Below are 19,546 nucleotides of genomic sequence, written 5' to 3'. Positions count from 1 at the left end.
CAGTTCTGCCGCGCGGGGCAACAGAGAGTGTGGACATGACAAGCAGGCGCAGTTTCATCAGTGGTCTCGCGGTGGTTTTGACGGCCCCGGTTGGCGCCATCGCGAAGGCGGCAATAAGCCCGACAAAATTTGATGGGGTCTTGCCGAAAATAAGGCGGATCGAGGCGAAAAGCGGCGGCCGGCTCGGCGTCGCCTGCCGGATCTCGGGAACGACTGCGCAATTCGGCTATCGTGAGGACAAGCCGTTCCCAATGTGCAGCACCTTCAAGGCACTCGCGGCGGCGTTCGTGTTGCATCGTGTCGACGGCGGCATCGAGCAGCTCGACCGCAGCATCAAGATCCCGCACGACGCCATTATCGCGAACTCTCCAACGACCAAGAAACATGCCGGCGGCGAGATGACGGTGGCGCAGCTTTGCGAAGCCGCGGTGACAGTCAGCGACAATGGGGCAGCCAATCTGTTGCTGGAGTCCTTTGGCGGACCTGCGCAGCTGACGGCCTATCTGCGTTCGATTGGCGACAAGGTGACCAGGCTGGACCGGATCGAGCCGGAGCTGAACGAGTCGCTGCCGGGGGACGCGCGCGACACGACCTCGCCGCTGGCCATGGTCAACAATTTCGAACGGCTGACGATCGGCAACAGCCTGTCGGGGAAGGGCCGGGCGCAGCTTGTCGATTGGCTGGTGGCGAACAAGACCGGCGACGAGCGCATAAGGGCGGCACTGCCGAAAGGCTGGACATGCGGCGACAAGACCGGAACCGGCGCGCGCGGCAGCACCAATGACGCGGCCGTCATCTGGCCGACTTCCAGCAACCCGATTTTGATGTCGATCTATCTGACGGGAACGAAACAGAGCCTGGCCAAACGCAACGCCGTCATTGCCTCTGTCTCACGGGCATTGGTCGAAGCGATCGAGGCTTAGACGTTTTAGCGGCGCAGACCCTGTCGCGCCATTGCTGAGGGCGCGACAGGCTTCTTGAGTTTCGGTCCCTCACCAAAGGCAGAACGTCACAAAACCGCTATTCGTGTTGGATGGTCAGGTGCTTCCTCCAGGCGGCGTTGCGGTTCGTGCGAGCTCGCGACGAAGCTGCGCCACCCACCATGGGCCGAGATGTCAATCGCCGCCGACAAGCCGGCTGTCTCGGCCACGAACCCCTTCGCCGTTGTGCCATCGTCGAGTTCGATCGTGCCAATGCCGAGCGGGGCCGGAATAGCGGCGACGAAGCGTCCGAAGGCGCCCGGATCAAGCCGCCAGACCTCGACATCTATCCGCATTCCATCTCCGGCGACCCGGACGAGTCCAGGCTTGGGTACGGACTGGCTGGCGAGAGCGTAAAGCCGGTAGGCAGGCGCTGTTCTCGTCGTTCTCGAGAACTGGGCGCCGAGATCTCGCAACTGGCCATTGAGCGGCATGCCCGACAGATGCGCGCCGACGACCACCAGATCGATCATCTCGTCCGGCGCGCGCTCGCCAGGCGGCGCGCTGCCCGGCTGCGCCCAGCCGGTCGCGCCAAGCGGAAGGCCGCTGGCCGCGTGGATGTCGCGAGCGAGACCGGCCGTCAGCCAGTCCTTGCCCGCCATCGCCAGCAAGGTCACGCTCATCGGCAAGCCATCGTCGCGCCGGCCGCTCGGCACGGCGACGCCGCACATGTCGAGCAGGTTGACGAAATTGGTGAAGGTGCCGAGACGGCTGTTGGTGACGATAGGGTCCGCTAGAACCGCATCGAGAGCGTAATGCGTCGGCGCGGTCGGTACGCAGAACAGGTCGACCGAAGCGAGGACCGGTGCGAGCTTCGCCCTGTAGGCCTGAAGCGCATAGAGGCCCCTGAAGGCATCGGCCGCGGAGAGGCTGCGCGCGCCGCCGATGATTTTCCGTGTCACCGGATGCATGGCCGCCTCGTTGGCCTCCATGAAACCGGCGATCGCCGCGTACCGTTCGGCCACCCAGGCGCCTTCATAGAGAAGGTTGGCGGTGGCGTAGAAATCGCCGAACGGGATTTCCACCAGCCGGCAGCCGAGCCCGCGCAGCATGTCTAGCGCCGCGTCGAAACCCTCTGCCATTGCCGTGTCGCCGAAGAATTTGAGATCCTGCTTCGCCGGCACGCCGACACTTAGCACCGGCGGCCGCGCCGTGAGGGCCGGCACCTTGACCGCGCGCGAATAGGCATCGGCTGGATCCTTGGCTGCGGCCACACCGAACACCGCGTAGGCATCGTCAACGGTCAGCGCGAACACGGAGATACAGTCGAGTGTGCGGCAGGCCGGTACGACGCCGGCGGCCGACAGCGCCCCGACGGTCGGTTTCAGGCCGACAATATTGTTGAGGCCGGCCGGTATGCGGCCGGAGCCTGCCGTGTCAGTGCCGAGCGCGAAGGAGACGATGCCGCGCGCCGTCGCAACGGCGGACCCCGACGAGGAGCCGCCGGGCACCAGACTGGCATCGATGGCGTTCTTCGGGATCGGGTACGGCGTGCGCACGCCGACAAGGCCGGTGGCGAACTGATCCAGATTGGTCTTGCCGACCACCAGCGCGCCGGCAACCTTGAGCCGGGCCACCACGGTGGCGTCCACCTGGGGCATGTAGGCATATTCGGCGCAGGCCGCGGTGGTCGGCATGCCGGCGACGTCGATGTTGTCCTTGACGGCGAAGGGCACGCCCCACAGCGGCTTGGTTACCGGATCGAACGGCCCGAGCGTTTGCGCCTGCGCCAGCATGTCCGCCTTGGCGGCGAGATGAATGAAGATGCCCGGATCGTCAGCCGCCGCGATGCGGGCATGGACGGCATCGATCATGGCGGCGACACCGACGCCGGCCCGATAGGCCGCATGCAAACTGCCGATGTCGAAGCGGATCTCGCTCATTTGGTCTCCCCCAGAATGATCACCGGCAGGTCCCATTGGATCAGCACGACGCAGCCCTCCTTCGTCCACACCGAATGCTCGGTCCCGACCGGGTTCAGGACCACGCTGCCGGCCGGATAATCGCCATTCTCGTCGCTTTGTGTCCCCTCGAGCACGACGATGGTTTCCAGCCCGACATGTCGATGGCGCGGCACGCCGGCGCCGGGCCGGTAGTTGAGGATTGCCACCGACGGTTCGACCGGTTCGCCCTTCAGCAGCCAGTGCACCGCGATGCCCTCGCGAAAATGTTCGAACGCCAGATCGCGCCAGCCGCCGCCGAGGACGCCGGCAAAACTCAGATTAGCCATTGGCAATTCCCCGAAGCACCTGGTCGGTCGTCGCCGTCCAGCCGACGATGGCGCCTTGCGCTCTGATCATTGCGATGGCGGCCGCCTTGAACTCCGGAAAATAGCTCTCCGTTGCGTCTTCGGCGAGCAGGCACTCATAGCCCCGATCATTGGCCTCGCGCATCGTCGTCTGTACGCAGACCTCGGTGGTGACGCCGGCAAAGACCAACTGCAGTGCGCCGAGTCGTTTCAGATCTTCGCCGAAGCTGGTTGCGTAGAAAGCTCCCTTGCCAGGCTTCTCGATGACAATCTCGCCGGGCAGTGGCGCGAGTTCGTCGAGGATCGCTGTGCCCGACTCGCCAACGATCAGCACGCGGCCCATCGGCCCAACATCGCCGATGCGGATCGACGGATTGCCGCGGTTGCGCTTGGACGGCGGCAGGTCGGACAGGTCGGCCCGGTGGCACTCCATCGTGTGAATCACCGGCAGGCCGGCCGCGCGGAACCCATCGATCAGCCGCTTCACCGTCGGCACAATGGCCGTGATGCGGCTGACATCGTTGCCGAGGCTGGCGCCGAAGCCGCCCGGCTCGGCGAAGTCGCGCTGCATGTCGATGACGACCAGCGCCGTCGTCTCCGGCTTGAATGCAAAGGCAAACGGCTGCGCATCGATTTCAGCCATCAATGGTGTCCCGCCATATGCTCGCCGATGGTCTGCACGCTCGCCTGCGCGATCGGCGTTTCGTAGACCAGCGCACCGTCCGACATGACGAAGATGCGGTCCGACAGTTCCAGCAACTCGTCGAGGTCCTCCGACAACAAAAGCACGGCAGCACCCGCATTGCGCGCCTTCATGATGCGGGCGCGGATTTCGGCCACCGCCGAGAAGTCGAGACCGAAGCAGGGATTGGAGACAATGAGCAAGTCGACCTCGCCGGTCAGTTCGCGCGCCAGCACTGCGCGCTGCACATTGCCGCCCGACAGCGAGGCGATGGGCGACGACAGCGATGCGGTCTTGACCTTGAACTGCTCGACCAGCCTGGCGCTGAACGCGCGGATGGCACTGGTGCTGATCCAGCTCACCGGTTTGCCGTTGCCGTCCACGTCGAAGGTGCGGAAGGAGATGTTCTCGGCCACGGTCATTTTCGGGGCGCAGGCATTCTTCAGCGGCTCTTCGGGGATGAGCCGCACATTGAACGCGCGCGCCTCGGCGCGTGTCGCCCCATAGGCGGACCCGCGCACCAGCACGTCGCCCGCGTGGCGCGGACGCTGGCCGGCCAGCACTTCCAGAAACTCTTTCTGGCCATTGCCGGAAATGCCGGCGATGCCGACGATCTCGCCCGAGCGCACGCCGAGATCGTCGATGCTGATCGATTTCAACCCGGTTCGGTCAGGCGCCTTCAGCGAACTGACCTTGAGCACCGTCTCGGCATCGGGCTTCGGCGTTGCACGGCTGTCGAGCGCAGCGATCGGTTGGTCGCCGATCATCATCGCTGCCATCGTCTTGTGGTCGAGGTCGGCGACGCGGCCCGTTCCCGTCAGCTTGCCCTTGCGCAGCACGCTGGCATCATCGGCGAAGGCCGTCACCTCATGGAATTTGTGCGAGATCATCAGCACGGTGAGGTCGCCGGCCTTGGTCATGTCGCGCACCAGCCCCAGCACCTCCTGCGCCTCGCCGGGCGTCAGCACCGAGGTCGGCTCGTCCAGCACCAGGAAGGAGCGGCCGAGATAGAGCTGCTTGACGATCTCGAGTTTCTGCTTCTCGCCGGCTGCGAGCTCCGCCACCTTGACGTCGAGCGGCAGCTTGAACGGCATGCGCTCCATGAACACGGCAAGGTCGGCGCGCTCCTTGCGCCAGTCGATGATGCCCGGCACCCTCTCGCGCGAGATGACGAGGTTTTCCGCCCCCGTCAGCGAGGGCACCAGCGTGAAATGCTGGTAGACCATGCCCAGCCCGAGCGCAGAGGCGTCGCGGGGGCTGGCGACCACGACCTCGCGGTCATCTACGAGGATGTCGCCGGAGGTCGGGTGGTAGAACCCCATCATGCATTTGACCAGGGTCGACTTGCCGGCGCCGTTTTCGCCGAGCAGCGCATGGAATGATCCCGCCGGCACCTTGATCGAGACATCGCCCAGCGCCGTGAAGGCGCCGAAGCGCATGGTCATGCCAATGGTCTCGACGCCGACGGCTTTTCTGCTGCCTTCATGCATGGTCGAACCTCACGGCAATTGGGCGACGAAGGACGCCGAGTTCGACACCGCGCCGAAGACGCCGCCCTGCATCTTGATCATCTTGATGGCCGCCAGATGGTTGCCGTAGTCGGTCGCCCCACAGCAATCCTCCAGCATCACGCATTCATAGCCGCGGTCGTTGGCCTCGCGCATGGTGGTGTGCACGCAGACATCGGTGGTGATACCGGTCAGCACGATGTTTTCGATGCCGCGCTGGTTGAGGATCAGCTCGAGGTCGGTGGCGCAGAACGAACCCTTGCCGGGCTTGTCGATGATCGGCTCGCCTTCGGCCGGATAGAGGTCGGGGATGATGTCCCAGCCCGGCTCGCCGCGCACCAGGATGCGCCCGCAAGGGCCGGGATCGCCGATGCCGGCATTGATGCGGCGCGAGCGCCAGCGCTTGTTGGCCGGCAGGTCGGCGAGATCGGGCCGGTGGCCCTCGCGCGTGTGGATGATGGTGTAGCCCTTGGCGCGCATCACCGAGAGCACCGACTTGATCGGCTCGATGGGCGCGCGCACCAGCGACAGGTCATAGCCCATATGGTCGACATAGCCGCCCGGTCCGCAGAAATCGGTCTGCATGTCGATGATGATCAGTGCCGTATTGTCGGGGCGAAGTTCGCCGTTGTAGGGCCATGGATAGGGGTCGGCGTCGATGTAGCGCTGGGTGATCTCGGCTCTGGCGTTCATGGCAAAAACTCCAGTTATTTGGTGATCGACAATTCGCCCGGTGCACCGGCGAGCGAACGGGTCGGCGACGAGGTGGCGATCATGATGATCAGGGTGAGGATGTAGGGCGCGGCGTAGAAGAGGTAGTAGCCTTGGGTGACGCCGACCGACTGCAGCGCCGGTCCAAGAGCGCCGGCCCCACCGAACAGAAGGGCGGCGGCAAAGCAGCCAAGCGGGTTCCAGCGCGCGAAGATGACCAGCGCCACCGCCATCAGCCCTTGGCCCGACGAGATGCGTTCGGTCCAGCTGCCGGGATAGTAGAGCGACAGATAGGCGCCGCCGATGCCGGCCAGCGCGCCGCCGACGCCGGTGGCGAGCAGGCGTACCGTGTCGGGATTGAGACCCATGGCGCGCGCGGCGTCCGAACTGTCGCCGACAACGCGCACGATGAGGCCGGCGCGGGTGTTGCGGAAGGCCCACCACAGGACGACCGAAAGTGCCGCTCCGATCAGGAACAGGACGTTGACGTCGAGCGCGGCCTGTACCTGCGGAATATCGGACCAGCCGCCGAAAGGAATGGCCGGCAGGTTGGGCGCCTTCGGCTTGATGAACGGCTTGCCGAAGAAGAAGGCGAGCCCCGAGCCGAACAGCATCAGCGCGATGCCGATGGCGATGTCGTTGACCTTCGGAAATTTGCAGATCCAGCCGTGGAACAGGCCGAAGCACAGGCCGGCGAAGGCTGCGGCGAGCAGGCCGAGCCATGGCGAGTTGGTCATCACCGCAACCGCATAGGCGGTCATGGCGCCGAACACGAGCGTGCCTTCGAGCCCCAGATTGATGCGGCCGGAACGCTCGGTGATGGCTTCGCCCAGCGAGACGAAGATGAAGGGCGTCGACACGCGGATGGCGCCGCCCAGAATGGCCAGCGGCACGCCCCAGAGGCCGATCTCGGTCGCGTCCATCAGGAGGCCCTCTGCCACAAATCGGGATTGAAGGCCTTGAAGCGGCCGTACAAGGTTTCGCTGAACAGGATGACGATGAACAGCATGCCTTGGAGCACCAGTACGGTGGCGTCGGGCAGGTCCATGCGGCGCTGGATCAGCCCGCCGGACGCGTCGATGCCGCCAAGCAGGATGGCGACCGGGATGATGGCCAGCGGGTTGTGGCGGGCCAGGAAGGCGACGAGGATGCCGGTGTAGCCATAACCGGCGGCGAGCGAAGCATTGGCGCTGCCCTGGACGGCCGCGACTTCCAACATGCCGGCGAGCCCGGCAAAGCCGCCGGCCAGCGCGGTAAAACCGACGATGAGCGGCCCGACGGCCAGGCCCTGCACCTGTGCCGCGCGCACGTTGCCGCCGGCGATGCGCGCGGCGAAACCCCAGCGGGTCTTTTCAATGAGCACCCAGGACACGATGCAGGCAACGACACCGGCGACCAGCCCCCAATGCACATCCATGCCCGGAATGTTGCCGATGCGATAGATGTCGGCCAGCGGCTGCGTCGAGGGCTTGTTGAGCGAGGCGGGATCGCGCAGCGGTCCTTCCACCAGCTGGTTCATCAGGGCGATAGCGATGTAGGCCATCAGCAGGCTGGAGATGGTTTCGTTGACGGCACGGTAGTGGCGTAGCGCGCCGACGGCACCGATCCAGATGCCGCCGGCGGCCATGCCCGCCACGCCCATGGCAAGAATGACGATGAAGGAAGGCGCGCCGCTCAACGCGACACCGATGGCCGCGGCACCGACACCGCCGAGCACGATGGCGCCCTCGCCGCCGATGACGACGAGGCCGAGCCGCGCCGGCAGCGCCACGCAGAGCGCCGCAAGCAGCAAGGGTGCGGCCCGCGACAGCGAGTTCTGCACCGAGAACCATGAGCCGAAGCCGCCGCGCCACATGGTTTCGTAGAGCAGGACCGGCGACTTGCCGACAGCCAAGATGAACAGGCTGAACAGGACCATGCCGACGACCAGCGCGGCGAGCGGAATGACGAAGGCTTCCGCTCGCCTGGCGATCCATTCGAGCGCCGCCGGATAGCCCCTGGCGCCGAGGATGGCCGGCGCCTCCGCACTGCTGGTCGTATCTGTCATGGTCCCGTCTCCGCGCTCAGCCTTAGGCGGTCGAGCCGACGACGCCCTCAACGAGATAATCCATGCTTTCGAGCTCGATGGCGGTCTCGACGAAGGCCTGGCCCTCGGTGGCGACGACAACGCCCTTGTTGCTCTTGAGCGGGCCCTTGATGACGGAGAAACCGCCCTTCATCATTTCGGCCAGCGTGGCGTCGAACTGCTTGTGCGCGGCCTCGCCGACGGCGAGGCCGAGCGGGCTCATCTTGACGAAACCGTCGGCCAGGCCGCCGCGGGTGAAGTTGGGCAGCGGCGTGCCGGCTACCAGGTCGTCGACGAACATCTTGTAGACTTTGGCCCAGTTCCACTCGGCGCCGGTGAGGTATTTTTCGGGTGCCAGCGGGCTTTGGTTGGCGTGATAGCCGCAAACGAAGGCACCGCGACCGGCCGCCGTCTCGACCACCACTTTCGGGCTATCGACGTGGCAGGTGATGACGTCGGCGCCCTGGTCGACCAGCGCGTTGGTGGCTTCCGCCTCCTTGACCGCTAGCGACCACTCGCCGGTGAAGATCACTTGGCAGGTGATGGTCGGGTCGACCGAGCGCGCACCGAGCAGGAAGGAGTTGATGTTGAGCAGCACCTGCGGGATCGGCTTGGCCGCGACAAAGCCGAGTTTCTTGGCCTTCGAGGTGTGGCCGGCGACGACGCCATTGAGGTATTGGCCCATGCCGATATAGCCGAAATAAGAGCCGGCGTTCATCGGATGCTTGTCCTTGTTCCACATGCCGCCACAATGGCGGAACTGCACGTCAGGGAATTTCGCGCACATGGCCAGCATATGGGGGTCGAAATAGCCGAAGGAGGTCGGGAAGATCAGCGAGGCCCCGTCGAGATTGATCATGGATTCCATGGTCTTCTGGACATCGACCGTCTCCGGCACATTCTCCTCCTCGACGACGGTGATCCCCTCGATGCCTTTCAGTGCCGCGGCGCCCTCGGCATGCGCCTGGTTGTAACCAAAGTCGTCCTTCGGACCGACATAGATGAAGCCGACCGTTGCAGCGGCGGCAAAGGCTCTGCTGATGGGAAACGATGCTGAGGCAAGACCAAGTGCGGCTCCGGCGGCGGAGGTCTTGAGCAACTGGCGACGGTTAAGCATGAATCTGTCGGTCATGTGAATGCTCCCCTGTAAGACCCTCTTCGAGTCGGTTAACCTTCTCATGAAAGTGCATGCAATCAGCGTGCCAGTTCAAACAATGAAATTTATCCAATTAAATCAACAATTGTTCCAATGACGCCTGCACAAGCGACGGGCAATTGCATACACTTTTTGCTCTTAAAATAGACAGTTTGACATGTAGATTAAAATACAGGCATAGAGGGAATGCCCGAGTCGAAGCTGGTCCGCGAGCCATGCGATTCGCGGCCACGAAAAGACTGGACGGAGGAGACGTGTCGGGAAAGCGCAACTTGATCAGGTCGGGTACGACCGTCGATCAAATGGTGAGGGCGATTGGCGACCGCATCGTCACCGGTTTCCTGCGCCCCGGTGAAAAACTCGACGAGGCGTCGCTGGCCGCCCGCTTCGACGTATCACGCACGCCGGTCAGGGAGGCGCTCGGTCAGCTCAGTGCCATGGGCCTGGTGGAAAGGCGGCCAAACCGCGGTGCCATCGTCGCGGTGGTCACGCAGGAGCATCTCGCCTCGATGTTCGAAAGCATGGCCGAGCTTGAAGGTATTTGCGCGCGCTTCTGCGCCGAACGCATGACCGCTGGCGAGCGCCGCGCGCTGGAGGTTGAGCATCAGGCCTCGGCCCGCCTGGTGCGATTGGGCGCCGAGGAGGACTATGAATATTTCAACACCGAGTTCCACACCCGGCTCTATCGCGGTGCCCACAGCACCCATATCTACGAGCTGACCGTAATGACGCGCAGCCGGCTGGCGCCGTTCCGTCGCGCCCAGTTCATGCTGCCGGGCCGCCTGGCCAAATCCTGGCAGGAGCATGACGCCATCGTCACCGCGATCATGCGCGGCGATGGCGCTGCCGCCGGCAAGGCGGCACGGGACCACGTTTCCATCGTCAGCGAGGCGAGCGCCGTATTCGCGGCGGGTGATCCAGCAAGTCGCAAGGCAGATTCGATAGGGTTGTCTTCATAACGCGGATATCCCGCGGACTTTTCGACCTATATGTGCTTGCGGCCGCCGGTCTCTCGGAACCAGCTGTCGGGGTAGGGGTACCACCAGTCCTGGATCGCCGGTCTGTGGTCGATGATGACCATCTTAGAGCGGCGGAAGGCGTCCAGCCCCTGGCGTCCAAGCTCGCGGCCGAGGCCTGACGCCTTCCAGCCGCCGAAGGGCAAGGCGTCATTGTCGATCAGCGGGTTGTTGACCCAGACCATGCCAGCCTCGAGCCGCTCGGCGGCGTCATGCGCTTCGGCCAGATCGGTGGTGAACACCGAGGCGCCAAGCCCGAACGGGCTGTCATTGGCAAGCCGGATCGCTTCGTCGAAATCCTTGACCCGGCAGATCGCTGCGACCGGGCCGAAGCACTCTTCGCGCACGATCGCCATGTCTGATGTGACGCCGGTCAGGATGGTCGGCTCGTAGAACCAGCCTGTGTTGTGCGCTGGCGGAATGCGGCCGCCGGTGACCGCAACGGCGCCGTTGGCGATAGCGTCGTCCACCAAGCGCATCACCTTGGCCCGCGCGCCTTCGCTGACCAGCGGGCCGATCTCGGTCTTGTCCAGTCCGTTGCCGATGCGCAGTGCGCGTGTCCTTTCGGCAAACAGTTCGACGAAGCGGTCATGCACGGCGTCGACGACGAAGAAGCGCTCGGCCGAGGTGCAGACCTGGCCGGTGAGGTGGAAGGCAGCGGTGACGCTGCCGGCCGCGGCGACCTCGAGCGGGGCGTGTTGGCTGATGATCAGCGGATCGCTACCGCCGGCTTCGATGACACACGGCTTCATGCGCTCGGCGCAGGCCACAGCGACCGCCTTGCCGGCGGCGACCGAGCCGGTGAAGGCGACGGCATGGGTGCGCTCCGAGGCGATCAGCGCCTGCGCGGTTGCCGCGCCACCGGGCAGGCAGGAGACCAGCCCTTCCGGCAAGGAGCGGAACACGGTCATGTAGTCGAGCGTCGACAGCGTCGTCGCTTCGGCCGGCTTGATGATGCAGGCATTGCCGGCGGCGAGCGAAGCGGCGACGGTCCAGCACATCAGCAGGATCGGGAAGTTGTAAGGCATGATGTGCACCGACACGCCGTAGGGCTCGTAACGCGCATACTGGAACGAACCGGCCTGCGTCGTGCCGGCGATCTTGCCGGCATCGTCGCGCGCCATCTCGGCGTAGTAGCGGAAGATCGGCGCGCAATTGGCGATCTCGCCGATGGCTTCCGGATAGGGCTTGCCCATCTCGCGCACCATCAGCTCGGCGCAGCGCGTGAAGTCGGCCGCCTCGATGGCATTGGCGACGGCATGCAGATGCTTGGCGCGGCTCTTGGCGTCGAGCTTTTTCCAGACGGCCTGCGCCTTGGTGGCGGCAATCAGCGCTGCATCGATCTCGCCATCTGTCACAGCGGCGATCGCGCCGACCGTTTCCAGCGTCGCCGGATCGATCACCGGTTTCGTGGCGCCGGCCATCGGCCGGTAATCCGGGTTGACGAAGAAAGCCGGCCGGTCAGGGGAGCAATGCATGGACATCCTCTCAGATCCGCTCAGCGGATCATGTAGACCTTCTTGATCGTCTCATGGACGGTGCAGACGCCTTTCCAGTCCTGCGGAAAGAAGGCCGCCGTGTCCGGCTCGATCTCGATCACTTCGCCGGATTCATGGACATAGGTGCAGCGGCCCTCGAGGAAGTGGCAGAACTCGTCGCGGGTGACGTGGCAGTGCCATTTGCCAGGCGTGCAGACCCAGAGGCCGCACTCGGAACGACCCTCCGGCCCCTTGTACAGAAGCTTGCCCGAAGTGTGGGACTCGCCCTCGATCATCGTCGGGATGGCGCCCCAGTCGACGAGATCGGTGATGGCGAGCGGCGATTTCATGATCGGCGTTGTCATATCGATTTCCCTAGAATGGCCTTGGTGCTCACCGGCACATGAAGGCCTTGGTCAGCGTTTCGGTGATGATGGAGATGCCGGTCCAGCCGGCGGGGAAGAACACAAGCGTGCCGGCCTCGACCGGAATCTGTTCGCCATTGTCGTGGATGTAGGTGCCGCGCCCCGACAGGAAATGGCAGAACTCGTCGGCAGGGAAGGTGACTTTTCGCGTGCCTGATGTGCACGACCACAGGCCGCATTCGCTCGATCCGTCCGGGTTCTGCGACAGGATCTTGCCCGACGCACGCGGCGAGCCGGCGAGCGTGTTGCTGCCCGCGCCCCAGTCTTCCAGGTCCACGGTCGAGGCCTTCGGCCAATGCGGTGTCGGCATGTCATCAAACTCCGTGTACCTTTGCTTGAGCATGATCTCTGGACAAACGGTTTCCGTTTGTCCGAGAAAACCGGTTCCCACTTTTCGGGATCATGCTTTCAAGCCAGCATGTAGACGTTGCGCATGGTCTCATGCACGGTGCATTCGCCCGCCCAGCCGGCCGGGAACATGACCACGGTTCCAGCGGTGACTTCTATCACTTCGCCGACATCCGACCGGTAGGTCGCGCGGCCGGCGACGAAATGGCACAATTCATCGCGCGGGATCGCCAGGCGCCAGCGGCCGGGCGTGCAGACCCAGATGCCGGATTCCGGCTGGTTGTTCGGCCCCTTGTACACCAGCCGGCCGGTGGAGTGGGAAGCGCCGTCCAAGGCATCCGGCTGCGCCCCCCAGTCGACGAGGTCGGTGCGAGTCGTGGCTTGGTGGAGGTGTGGGGCGGAGGAGCTCACAGCAATCTCTCCAACAACCCAGCCGCCTTCTCCGGACCGTTCTGCGCATGCATCTGCGCCGACGTCTTCGCCAGCTTGGCTTTCATGGCTGGATCGGTCAGGCAGGCTTCGATCTTGGCGACCAGTTCGGCGTCGTTCCAGTCGTAGCGTGGCATGCCGGAGCCGTGGCCGGTTTCCTCGACACGGGTGGCGTTGTCGTGGCCGTCCCAGACATAGGGCATGATGATCGCCGGCTTGCCGAAATAGAGGCACTCGGTGAACGAGTTGTTGCCGCCATGGTGGATGACAGCTTCGACCTGCGGAATGACCGAAGGCTGCGGGAACCAGCTCTCGACGATGACGTTGCCGGGAACATCCGCGTACTGGTCCTTGTAGCCGCCGACATTGACCAGCGCGCGGTAGCGCGTCTTGCCCAGCGTCGCGATGATGCGCTTCAACAGGTCGACATCGCCGGCACCCAGGCTGCCGAAGGAAACATAGAGTAGCGGGCAGTCATTATTCTCAGTGAAGGTCGGCACCGTGTAGGGTTTTTCCTGCCGCACGCAGCCTTCGAGATACTGGAATTTTGCCGGATCGAGCGGATGGCGGCGCTTGAACTTTGCCGCCTCGGGGTAGAGCAGCAGGTTGAGGTAGGGCGAGGCCTCGAAGAACTGACCGATCGGATAGGGCGCCTCGTTGTTGGTGGTGAGGAAGGCGTTGAAGTCGTCGTGGATCGGCTTGATCACGGCGTTGAAATGGTCGCGGTAGCGCTGGTGCCCGGCATGGTCGTTCTCGCCGCAGCCGGAGAGATGCGGCGGGATGTCGTCGTCCTCGATCTCGTTTTCCGAGCAGGAGATGACGCGCACCCACGGCTTGCCGAACTGTTTGATCGCAGGGAACAGGATGACGTTGTCGACGCAGATCACGTCCGGCTTGATGGCCGCGAGTACGCGTGGCAGATCCTTCTGCGCCCATTTGGCGCTGTCGACGATCGCCGTCCAGCAATCCTTCACGTAATTGTCGATCTGGTCGTAGGGCGATTTGCGGAAGTTCGGGATGTGGCCGTTGATGAAATCCTCCCAGAACTTGGCCATCTGCTCCGGCGGCATCGGCTCGGACAGGTTCACCGGATGGGCCTCGAAGCCGTAACCCTTGTAGACATCGACGAAGCCGGGATCGGACAGGAACACCGCTCTGTGTCCACGCGCCTCGACCGCCTGGGCGATGCCGACGGAATTGAGCGCCGGGCCGTAGGCCGCTTCGGGAAAAAACGCGATCGTCTTCTGCGCCATCAGGCGTCTCCTTCACTCTGCGAAAATTCTGACATCGGCGGCGTCCCAGCCGAGTTCGACCTGGTCGCCTGACGACACCGGCCGGCGGTCGGCGGCATCGGCGGTGACACGCACCAGGAACGGTTTTGGCGACAGAGCGGTGCGGACATGCAGCTGCAGGTCGAGACCGTGATAGGCAAGTGCCTCGACCCTACCGGTGGTGCGGTTGGCGGTCTCATCCGACGGGAACAGCCGGATGCGCTCGGGCCGCACCGACGCGACAGCGGACGCACCGGGCGAAAGCGAGGCGGGAACCTTGCCGGCGATCCGAGTGCCATTGCCTGCCATGACACCATCGGTGGCGGCCTTGCCCGGCACGAAATTCATCACGCCGATGAAATCGGCAACGAAGCGGTCGGCAGGATGTTCGTAGATCGTATGCGGCGTGTCGCATTGCAGCAGCCTGCCGTCCTTCAACACCGCCATGCGGTCGGCCATCACAAGCGATTCTTCCTGGTCGTGGGTGACGATGACGAAGGTGATGCCGACCTCGTGCTGCAGGCGCTTTAATTCCAATTGCATGGCGCCGCGCAGTTTCTTGTCGAGCGCGCCGAGCGGTTCGTCGAGCAGCAGCAGCCGGGGCCGCTTGACCAGCGCCCGGGCCAGTGCGACGCGCTGCTTCTGGCCGCCCGACAATTGCTCCGGCTTGCGGTCGGCGAAGGCGACGAGTTCGGTCGTCGCCAGGATGGCATCGACGCGGGAGCGGATTTCGCTAGCCGGCAAACGCTCCATCTCCAGCCCATAGGACACATTGGCCCGGACACTCATATGCGGAAACAGCGCGTAGGACTGGAACATCAAATTGACCGGCCGTTTGTTGGGCGGGGTCCTGGCGATGTCGCGGCCGTCGAGCAGGATGCGCCCGTCGCTTGGCGTCTCGAAACCGGCCAGCATGCGCAGCAGCGTGGTCTTGCCGCAGCCGGAAGGGCCAAGCAGGGCGAAGAACTCGTTCTCACGGATGTCGAGCGAGATGCCGTCGACAGCGGTCACCCGACCGAAGTTCTTCGACACATGATCGATGGCCAGCAGCGTGCGCGGTTCGCTCATTGGCCGATAATCCCACGATTGAGCCGCTGCGACAGGGTCAGCGCGGTGATGCTGACCGCCATGACGATGGTTGCCAGCGCGTTGATCTCCGGCGTGATGCCGAAACGGATCATCGCATAGATCTGCATCGGCAGCGTCGTCGAGGCGCGGCCGGCGCCGGCGGTGAAGAAAGCGATGATGAACTCGTCGACGGACAGCGTGAAGGCAAGCAGCGCGCCGGCGACCACGGCCGGCAGGATGACCGGCAATGTCACCCGCCGGAAGGTGGTGATAGCTGAAGCGCCAAGGTCAGCGGACGCCTCGACGATCGACCAGTCGAAACTCTTCAGCCGGGCACGCACTACCGAACAGACGAAGGCGAGGTTGAAGACGACATGGGCAAGGATGATGGTGTGCAGGCCCATGGTCAGGTTGAGCATGGAGAAGAACGACAGCAGCGCGATCGCCAGCACGATGTCGGGGATGATCATCGGCGCGAAGATCAGTGCTTCGAGGCCCTTGCCATAGTGCCGGCGCATCTCGACGCCGATCGCCAGCAGCGTGCCGAGCAGCGTGGCGATTGCCGTCGAGACCAGCGCCACGATCAGCGTGTTGAGCGTGGCGGAGAGGATCGCGGAATTGCCGGCCAGCGAGACATACCATTTCAGCGAAAAACCCGACCATGCCGTCGGCAGCCCGCCTTCATTGAAGGACAGCGCCACCAGCACGGCGATCGGGATGTAGAGGAAGGCGAAGACGAGGATGAGGATCGTCCGCATGCCGAAAGTGCGGGCAGGCGATGAAGTCATGGTCGCCCTCCGGTAGTCTGGAGGCAAGCGAGCGACCAGCGTCCTTCTCCCCGTTCACGGGGAGAAGATGCCGGCAGGCAGATGAGGGGCAGCGCCCGATATTGCAGGAGCTTGCGCCGCCCCTCATCCGCCCCTTCGGGGTACCTTCTCCCCGTGAACGAGGAGAAGGGAAGGAAGAAGCGCTCAGCCATCGGCGTCACCCTTGGCCTCGGCCGCACGCCCGGAGGCACGATCCGCAGCCAGGGCCTGCGCCATCAGCACCAGCAGCATGATGGCGATCAGCGCCATTGCCAAGGCCGCGCCGAAGGGCCAGTCGTTGGCGGTCAGGAACTGGTCGTAGACGAGATTGCCGATCATCTGGAAGCGGCCGCCGCCGAGCAGGGCAGGGGTGACGAAATTGCCGATCGACAGCACGAAGACGAACACGGCGCCGGCGGCGATGCCGGGCACGGTCAGCGGCAGGATGACGCGGCGAAAGGTGGTGAGGGCCGAAGCGCCGAGGTCGCGCGAGGCTTCGGCGAGTTCCGGATTGAGCCGCGACAGCGGCGCGTAGCAGGCGAGGATGACGAAGGGCAGGTAGTTGTAGACCAGGCCGGCAATGACGGCGCCTTCGGTGTACAGCATCGACGGCGGCTCGCCGGCGTAGCCGAACCAACGCAACAGCTGGGTGATGAGGCCTTCGCGATTGAGCAGCACGATCCAGGCATAGGTGCGGATCAGATAGTTGGACCAGAACGGCAGCACGGCGAAGAACAGGAACACCGGCTGCAGCCGGCGTGGTGCGGCTGAAATCGCGTAGGCGGCGGCATAGCCGATGACCACGGCGATCAGCGTCGCCGTGCCGGCGATACGCGCCGAGTTGATGAAGATACCGGCATAGAGCGGGTCGAACACCAGCCCGAAATTCTCCAGCGTGAAGGTGTATTCGATGCCGCCATAGATGCCGCGCCGGAAGAAGGCGAGCGCCAGCACCAGTGCGCACGGCACCACCATCAGCGCGGTCAGCCAGACCAGCGCCGGGGCCATTAGCAAGGAGGAGCGAAGTCGGGTCTGGGACAATTTTCGGGTACCGCTCAAGGCCGGCGGCAGTAGCGCTGCCGGCCGTGATATCTGGTTTGACGCCGCTTACTGCGCGGCCTTGATCTCGCTGACGATCTTCGAATAGTCGCGCTGGGCGTCGCCGACGTCGCGCAGCTGCTCGAACTTGACGAGGTCGGCCACCGGCATCGCCATGTTGGGGAATTTTGCCAGGAAGTCGGCGGGCAGGCTTTCCATAGCCGGCTTGTTCGGCACCTTGTAGTCGATGTTCTGCGCCGCCCAGGCGTGGTTCTTGGCGTCGAGCATGAAGTTGATGAACTGGAAGGCGGCGTCCTTGTTGGCGGAGGCCTTCATCACCACCATCGTGTCGACCCACAGGTCGGAACCTTCCTTGGGGATGACGTACTTGATCTCGGGTTTTTCGGCGATGCCGTAATTGCACCAGCCGTCCCATGCCTGCACCATCAGCGCTTCGCCGGAAACCAGCTTCGAATAGAAGGTGGTGTCGTCATAGGCGAGCAGGGTCTTCTTGGCCGAGATCAGCAGGTCCTTGACCTCGGCCATCTTGGCCGGGTCGGTCTCGTTGACCGAAAAGCCCTTGTCGAGCTGGCCGGCCGCCAGCAGCCAGCGATCGGTCGCCAGCATGGTGGTCTTGCCCTTGAGGTCGTCGGAGGGGGCAAGCAGATCGCTCCAGCTCGTCGGCGCGACCTTCACCAGGTCAGAGCGGTAGCAGAGGCCTGTCGTGCCCCAGGTGTAAGGCACCGAGAAATTGTTGCCGACATCGTGCGGCAGCTTGGTCGCTTCCGGATAGAGGTTGGCGAGGTTGGGGACCTTGGTGTGGTCGATCGGCTCGGTCAGGCCGAGCTTGTTCAGCACCTCGGCGAAGGGCGAGGAGACGAAGACCACGTCATAGCCCTTGCCGCCGGCGGCGATAAGCTTGCCCATGATCTCCTCATTGGTGGCATGAACAACCACTTCGCCGGAAACCCCGGTCGCGGTCTTGAAGGTGGCCATGGCGTCGGGCGCCATGTAGCCGTCCCAGTTGGAAATGACGAGATCGGCGGCGGCCGCCGGCACCGACAGCGCCAAGGCCAGGCCGAGTGCGATTGACGGCATCTTCAGCGAACGGTGCCGCAAGAAGGTCGTGGCGGTCATGACAGGTTCCCCATTCTGGTTGATCGTCGAATTTCATTCGCCGGACCAACGCCTGCGACCCATGCCGCCGCCTCGATCCCGTTCCCTCGGTCTTTTTTGTGCCGATTGTCCTGACAGTACTATTGCAGAAAAAAGTACGTCAATCCATAATTTGCCAAGCGACCGAGGAATCTGGCCGATTGCGTCCGCGAGGCCGATCGGTCAAAGCATATAGGTCACGTCCGTTCACGAGCATTGTCATGCAAGCTGCCGCCCGACGACCCCGCACCAACCACCTCGACCTGGCGCAGCGCATCCTGGATGTAGCGCGGCAGCGCGGGTTCGAGCCCGGCGCGCGGCTGCCCGAACAGCAGATCGCCTCGCTATGCAATGTGTCGCGCACGCCGGTACGGGCGGCGCTTAGCCTGCTCGCGGAACAGGGCGTTGTGCGTTGGGAGGCTGATTCCGGTTATCACCTGGCCATCGACCTCACGACTCAGCCGGCTATTGCGGCTGAATTGCCTCTTACCGAGGAGGACGAGCTTGCCGAGGCGATCCTGCGCGACCGGTCGGCGCGGCGACTGGACCAGACGGTGACCGCCGCGGGATTGATGCGGCGGTACAGCGCCGAGCGAAAGACGGTACTAAAAGCTCTCAACAAACTGACGGAAGAGAATCTGCTCGACCGTGCGCCCGGCCAATCCTGGCTGTTTCGCCGCGCGCCGGACGATCCGGAGGCACAAGGCGAAAGCTATGAGTACCGCTTGCTACTGGAGCCCGCAGCCATCCTGACGCCCGGCTTCCGGCTGGACGACGCACGCGCCGCGGCCTTGCGCCAGGGCATGGAAGCGCTGTTGGCACTGCCGGACGCCGCATTCGACGCCCGCGAGTTCCAGCGGCTGGACATCGATTTTCACGGCATGCTCGCCGAAGGTTCTGCCAACCGGTTCATTGCCGATGCGCTGGCCGATCACCTCAGGCTGCGCCGGCTGCCGGGCATCTATGCCGGCGTCAACGTCTTCCGGCTGCGGCAATCGCTGCGCGAGCACCTGAATATACTCGACCATCTTGAAAGCCGGCAGTATGAGGTGGCTGCCGATCTGCTTCGCATTCACCTGCGGCTCTCCCGCAACCAGCGACCGCAAGCGGCCAGTCGCGGGGCGCCCGCCCTGTTCGGCATGATCAGCCGGCCGGAATGACG

At 64.2% G+C, this 19,546-nt stretch carries 20 protein-coding genes; 3 read left to right on the top strand and 17 right to left on the bottom strand.

What is annotated here, in order from left to right:
• Positions 1–35: 35 nt before the first annotated feature.
• Positions 36–923, top strand: a complete 888-nt coding sequence (gene bla / locus ACFFNA_RS20970) for a class A beta-lactamase (protein ID WP_378921256.1) — start codon at positions 36–38, stop codon at positions 921–923.
• Positions 924–1,009: 86 nt separating this feature from the next.
• On the opposite strand, the gene atzF is transcribed toward bla, so the two are convergent.
• Genes atzF through ACFFNA_RS20930 form a run of 8 tightly spaced genes read right to left on the bottom strand, consistent with a single transcriptional unit; the run spans position 1,010 to position 9,326 of the window.
• Positions 1,010–2,863: an allophanate hydrolase gene (gene atzF / locus ACFFNA_RS20965; protein WP_378921254.1), complete on the bottom strand. Its 1,854-nt coding sequence runs from the start codon at positions 2,861–2,863 to the stop codon at positions 1,010–1,012.
• A complete protein-coding gene (locus ACFFNA_RS20960) occupies positions 2,860–3,210 on the bottom strand; it encodes a cupin domain-containing protein (protein ID WP_378921252.1) in 351 nt (116 codons plus the stop codon). Before ACFFNA_RS20960 ends, atzF begins: the two co-directional genes overlap by 4 nt.
• Positions 3,203–3,871, bottom strand: a complete 669-nt coding sequence (locus ACFFNA_RS20955; protein WP_378921250.1) for a cysteine hydrolase family protein — start codon at positions 3,869–3,871, stop codon at positions 3,203–3,205. Before ACFFNA_RS20955 ends, ACFFNA_RS20960 begins: the two co-directional genes overlap by 8 nt.
• Entirely contained in the window at positions 3,871–5,400 is a 1,530-nt protein-coding gene (locus tag ACFFNA_RS20950) for an ABC transporter ATP-binding protein (RefSeq protein WP_378921248.1), read from the bottom strand. Before ACFFNA_RS20950 ends, ACFFNA_RS20955 begins: the two co-directional genes overlap by 1 nt.
• Positions 5,401–5,409: 9 nt before the next feature.
• Entirely contained in the window at positions 5,410–6,111 is a 702-nt protein-coding gene (gene biuH / locus ACFFNA_RS20945; RefSeq protein ID WP_378921246.1) for a biuret amidohydrolase, read from the bottom strand.
• A 14-nt stretch (positions 6,112–6,125) separates the two neighbouring features.
• Positions 6,126–7,052 (bottom strand): ABC transporter permease, encoded by a 927-nt coding sequence (locus ACFFNA_RS20940; RefSeq protein WP_111548477.1) that lies wholly within the window; start codon positions 7,050–7,052, stop codon positions 6,126–6,128.
• Positions 7,052–8,176, bottom strand: a complete 1,125-nt coding sequence (locus ACFFNA_RS20935) for an ABC transporter permease (RefSeq protein ID WP_378921244.1) — start codon at positions 8,174–8,176, stop codon at positions 7,052–7,054. Before ACFFNA_RS20935 ends, ACFFNA_RS20940 begins: the two co-directional genes overlap by 1 nt.
• Positions 8,177–8,198: 22 nt before the next feature.
• Positions 8,199–9,326 carry a BMP family ABC transporter substrate-binding protein gene (locus tag ACFFNA_RS20930; RefSeq protein WP_378921242.1) on the bottom strand — a complete coding sequence of 376 codons (1,128 nt, stop codon included), beginning with the start codon at positions 9,324–9,326 and terminating at the stop codon, positions 8,199–8,201.
• A gap of 296 nt (positions 9,327–9,622) precedes the next feature.
• Here ACFFNA_RS20930 and ACFFNA_RS20925 point away from each other — a divergent pair, with 296 nt between their 5' ends.
• Positions 9,623–10,309, top strand: a complete 687-nt coding sequence (locus ACFFNA_RS20925; protein ID WP_378921240.1) for a GntR family transcriptional regulator — start codon at positions 9,623–9,625, stop codon at positions 10,307–10,309.
• A gap of 26 nt (positions 10,310–10,335) precedes the next feature.
• Here the strand turns inward: ACFFNA_RS20925 and ACFFNA_RS20920 are convergent, their stop codons facing one another.
• The 9 genes from ACFFNA_RS20920 to ACFFNA_RS20880 all read right to left on the bottom strand — a co-directional run bounded on the left by ACFFNA_RS20920 (position 10,336) and on the right by ACFFNA_RS20880 (position 18,366).
• Positions 10,336–11,844, bottom strand: a complete 1,509-nt coding sequence (locus tag ACFFNA_RS20920; RefSeq protein WP_378921686.1) for an aldehyde dehydrogenase family protein — start codon at positions 11,842–11,844, stop codon at positions 10,336–10,338.
• Positions 11,845–11,864: 20 nt separating this feature from the next.
• The gene (locus ACFFNA_RS20915; RefSeq protein ID WP_111548472.1) at positions 11,865–12,209 is read right to left on the bottom strand and encodes a cupin domain-containing protein; all 345 of its coding nucleotides are present in this window, start codon (positions 12,207–12,209) and stop codon (positions 11,865–11,867) included.
• A 28-nt stretch (positions 12,210–12,237) separates the two neighbouring features.
• Positions 12,238–12,579, bottom strand: coding sequence for a cupin domain-containing protein (locus tag ACFFNA_RS20910; protein WP_378921238.1), 342 nt, complete (start codon positions 12,577–12,579; stop codon positions 12,238–12,240).
• 98 nt (positions 12,580–12,677) lie between these two features.
• Complete coding sequence (locus tag ACFFNA_RS20905; RefSeq protein WP_378921237.1) at positions 12,678–13,028, bottom strand: cupin domain-containing protein; 351 nt, start codon at positions 13,026–13,028, stop codon at positions 12,678–12,680.
• The gene (locus ACFFNA_RS20900) at positions 13,025–14,299 is read right to left on the bottom strand and encodes a glycosyltransferase (RefSeq protein ID WP_378921236.1); all 1,275 of its coding nucleotides are present in this window, start codon (positions 14,297–14,299) and stop codon (positions 13,025–13,027) included. Before ACFFNA_RS20900 ends, ACFFNA_RS20905 begins: the two co-directional genes overlap by 4 nt.
• 12 nt (positions 14,300–14,311) lie before the next feature.
• Entirely contained in the window at positions 14,312–15,385 is a 1,074-nt protein-coding gene (locus ACFFNA_RS20895) for an ABC transporter ATP-binding protein (RefSeq protein WP_378921234.1), read from the bottom strand.
• Positions 15,382–16,173: an ABC transporter permease gene (locus tag ACFFNA_RS20890; protein WP_378921232.1), complete on the bottom strand. Its 792-nt coding sequence runs from the start codon at positions 16,171–16,173 to the stop codon at positions 15,382–15,384. The genes ACFFNA_RS20895 and ACFFNA_RS20890 overlap by 4 nt, the downstream gene beginning before the upstream one ends.
• Positions 16,174–16,356: 183 nt before the next feature.
• The gene (locus ACFFNA_RS20885) at positions 16,357–17,199 is read right to left on the bottom strand and encodes an ABC transporter permease (RefSeq protein WP_378921684.1); all 843 of its coding nucleotides are present in this window, start codon (positions 17,197–17,199) and stop codon (positions 16,357–16,359) included.
• Between the two features lie 99 nt (positions 17,200–17,298).
• Complete coding sequence (locus ACFFNA_RS20880; protein ID WP_378921230.1) at positions 17,299–18,366, bottom strand: polyamine ABC transporter substrate-binding protein; 1,068 nt, start codon at positions 18,364–18,366, stop codon at positions 17,299–17,301.
• A gap of 239 nt (positions 18,367–18,605) precedes the next feature.
• Between ACFFNA_RS20880 and ACFFNA_RS20875 the strand changes: the two genes are divergently transcribed.
• Positions 18,606–19,544, top strand: coding sequence for a GntR family transcriptional regulator (locus ACFFNA_RS20875; RefSeq protein WP_378921228.1), 939 nt, complete (start codon positions 18,606–18,608; stop codon positions 19,542–19,544).
• Positions 19,545–19,546: the final 2 nt, after the last annotated feature.

This window comes from Mesorhizobium kowhaii (genome assembly GCF_042431665.1).
GTDB classification, from domain to species: domain Bacteria; phylum Pseudomonadota; class Alphaproteobacteria; order Rhizobiales; family Rhizobiaceae; genus Mesorhizobium; species Mesorhizobium kowhaii.
Note: the sequence above shows the minus strand (reverse complement) of the source record. Positions and strands in the feature narration are given on the sequence as shown.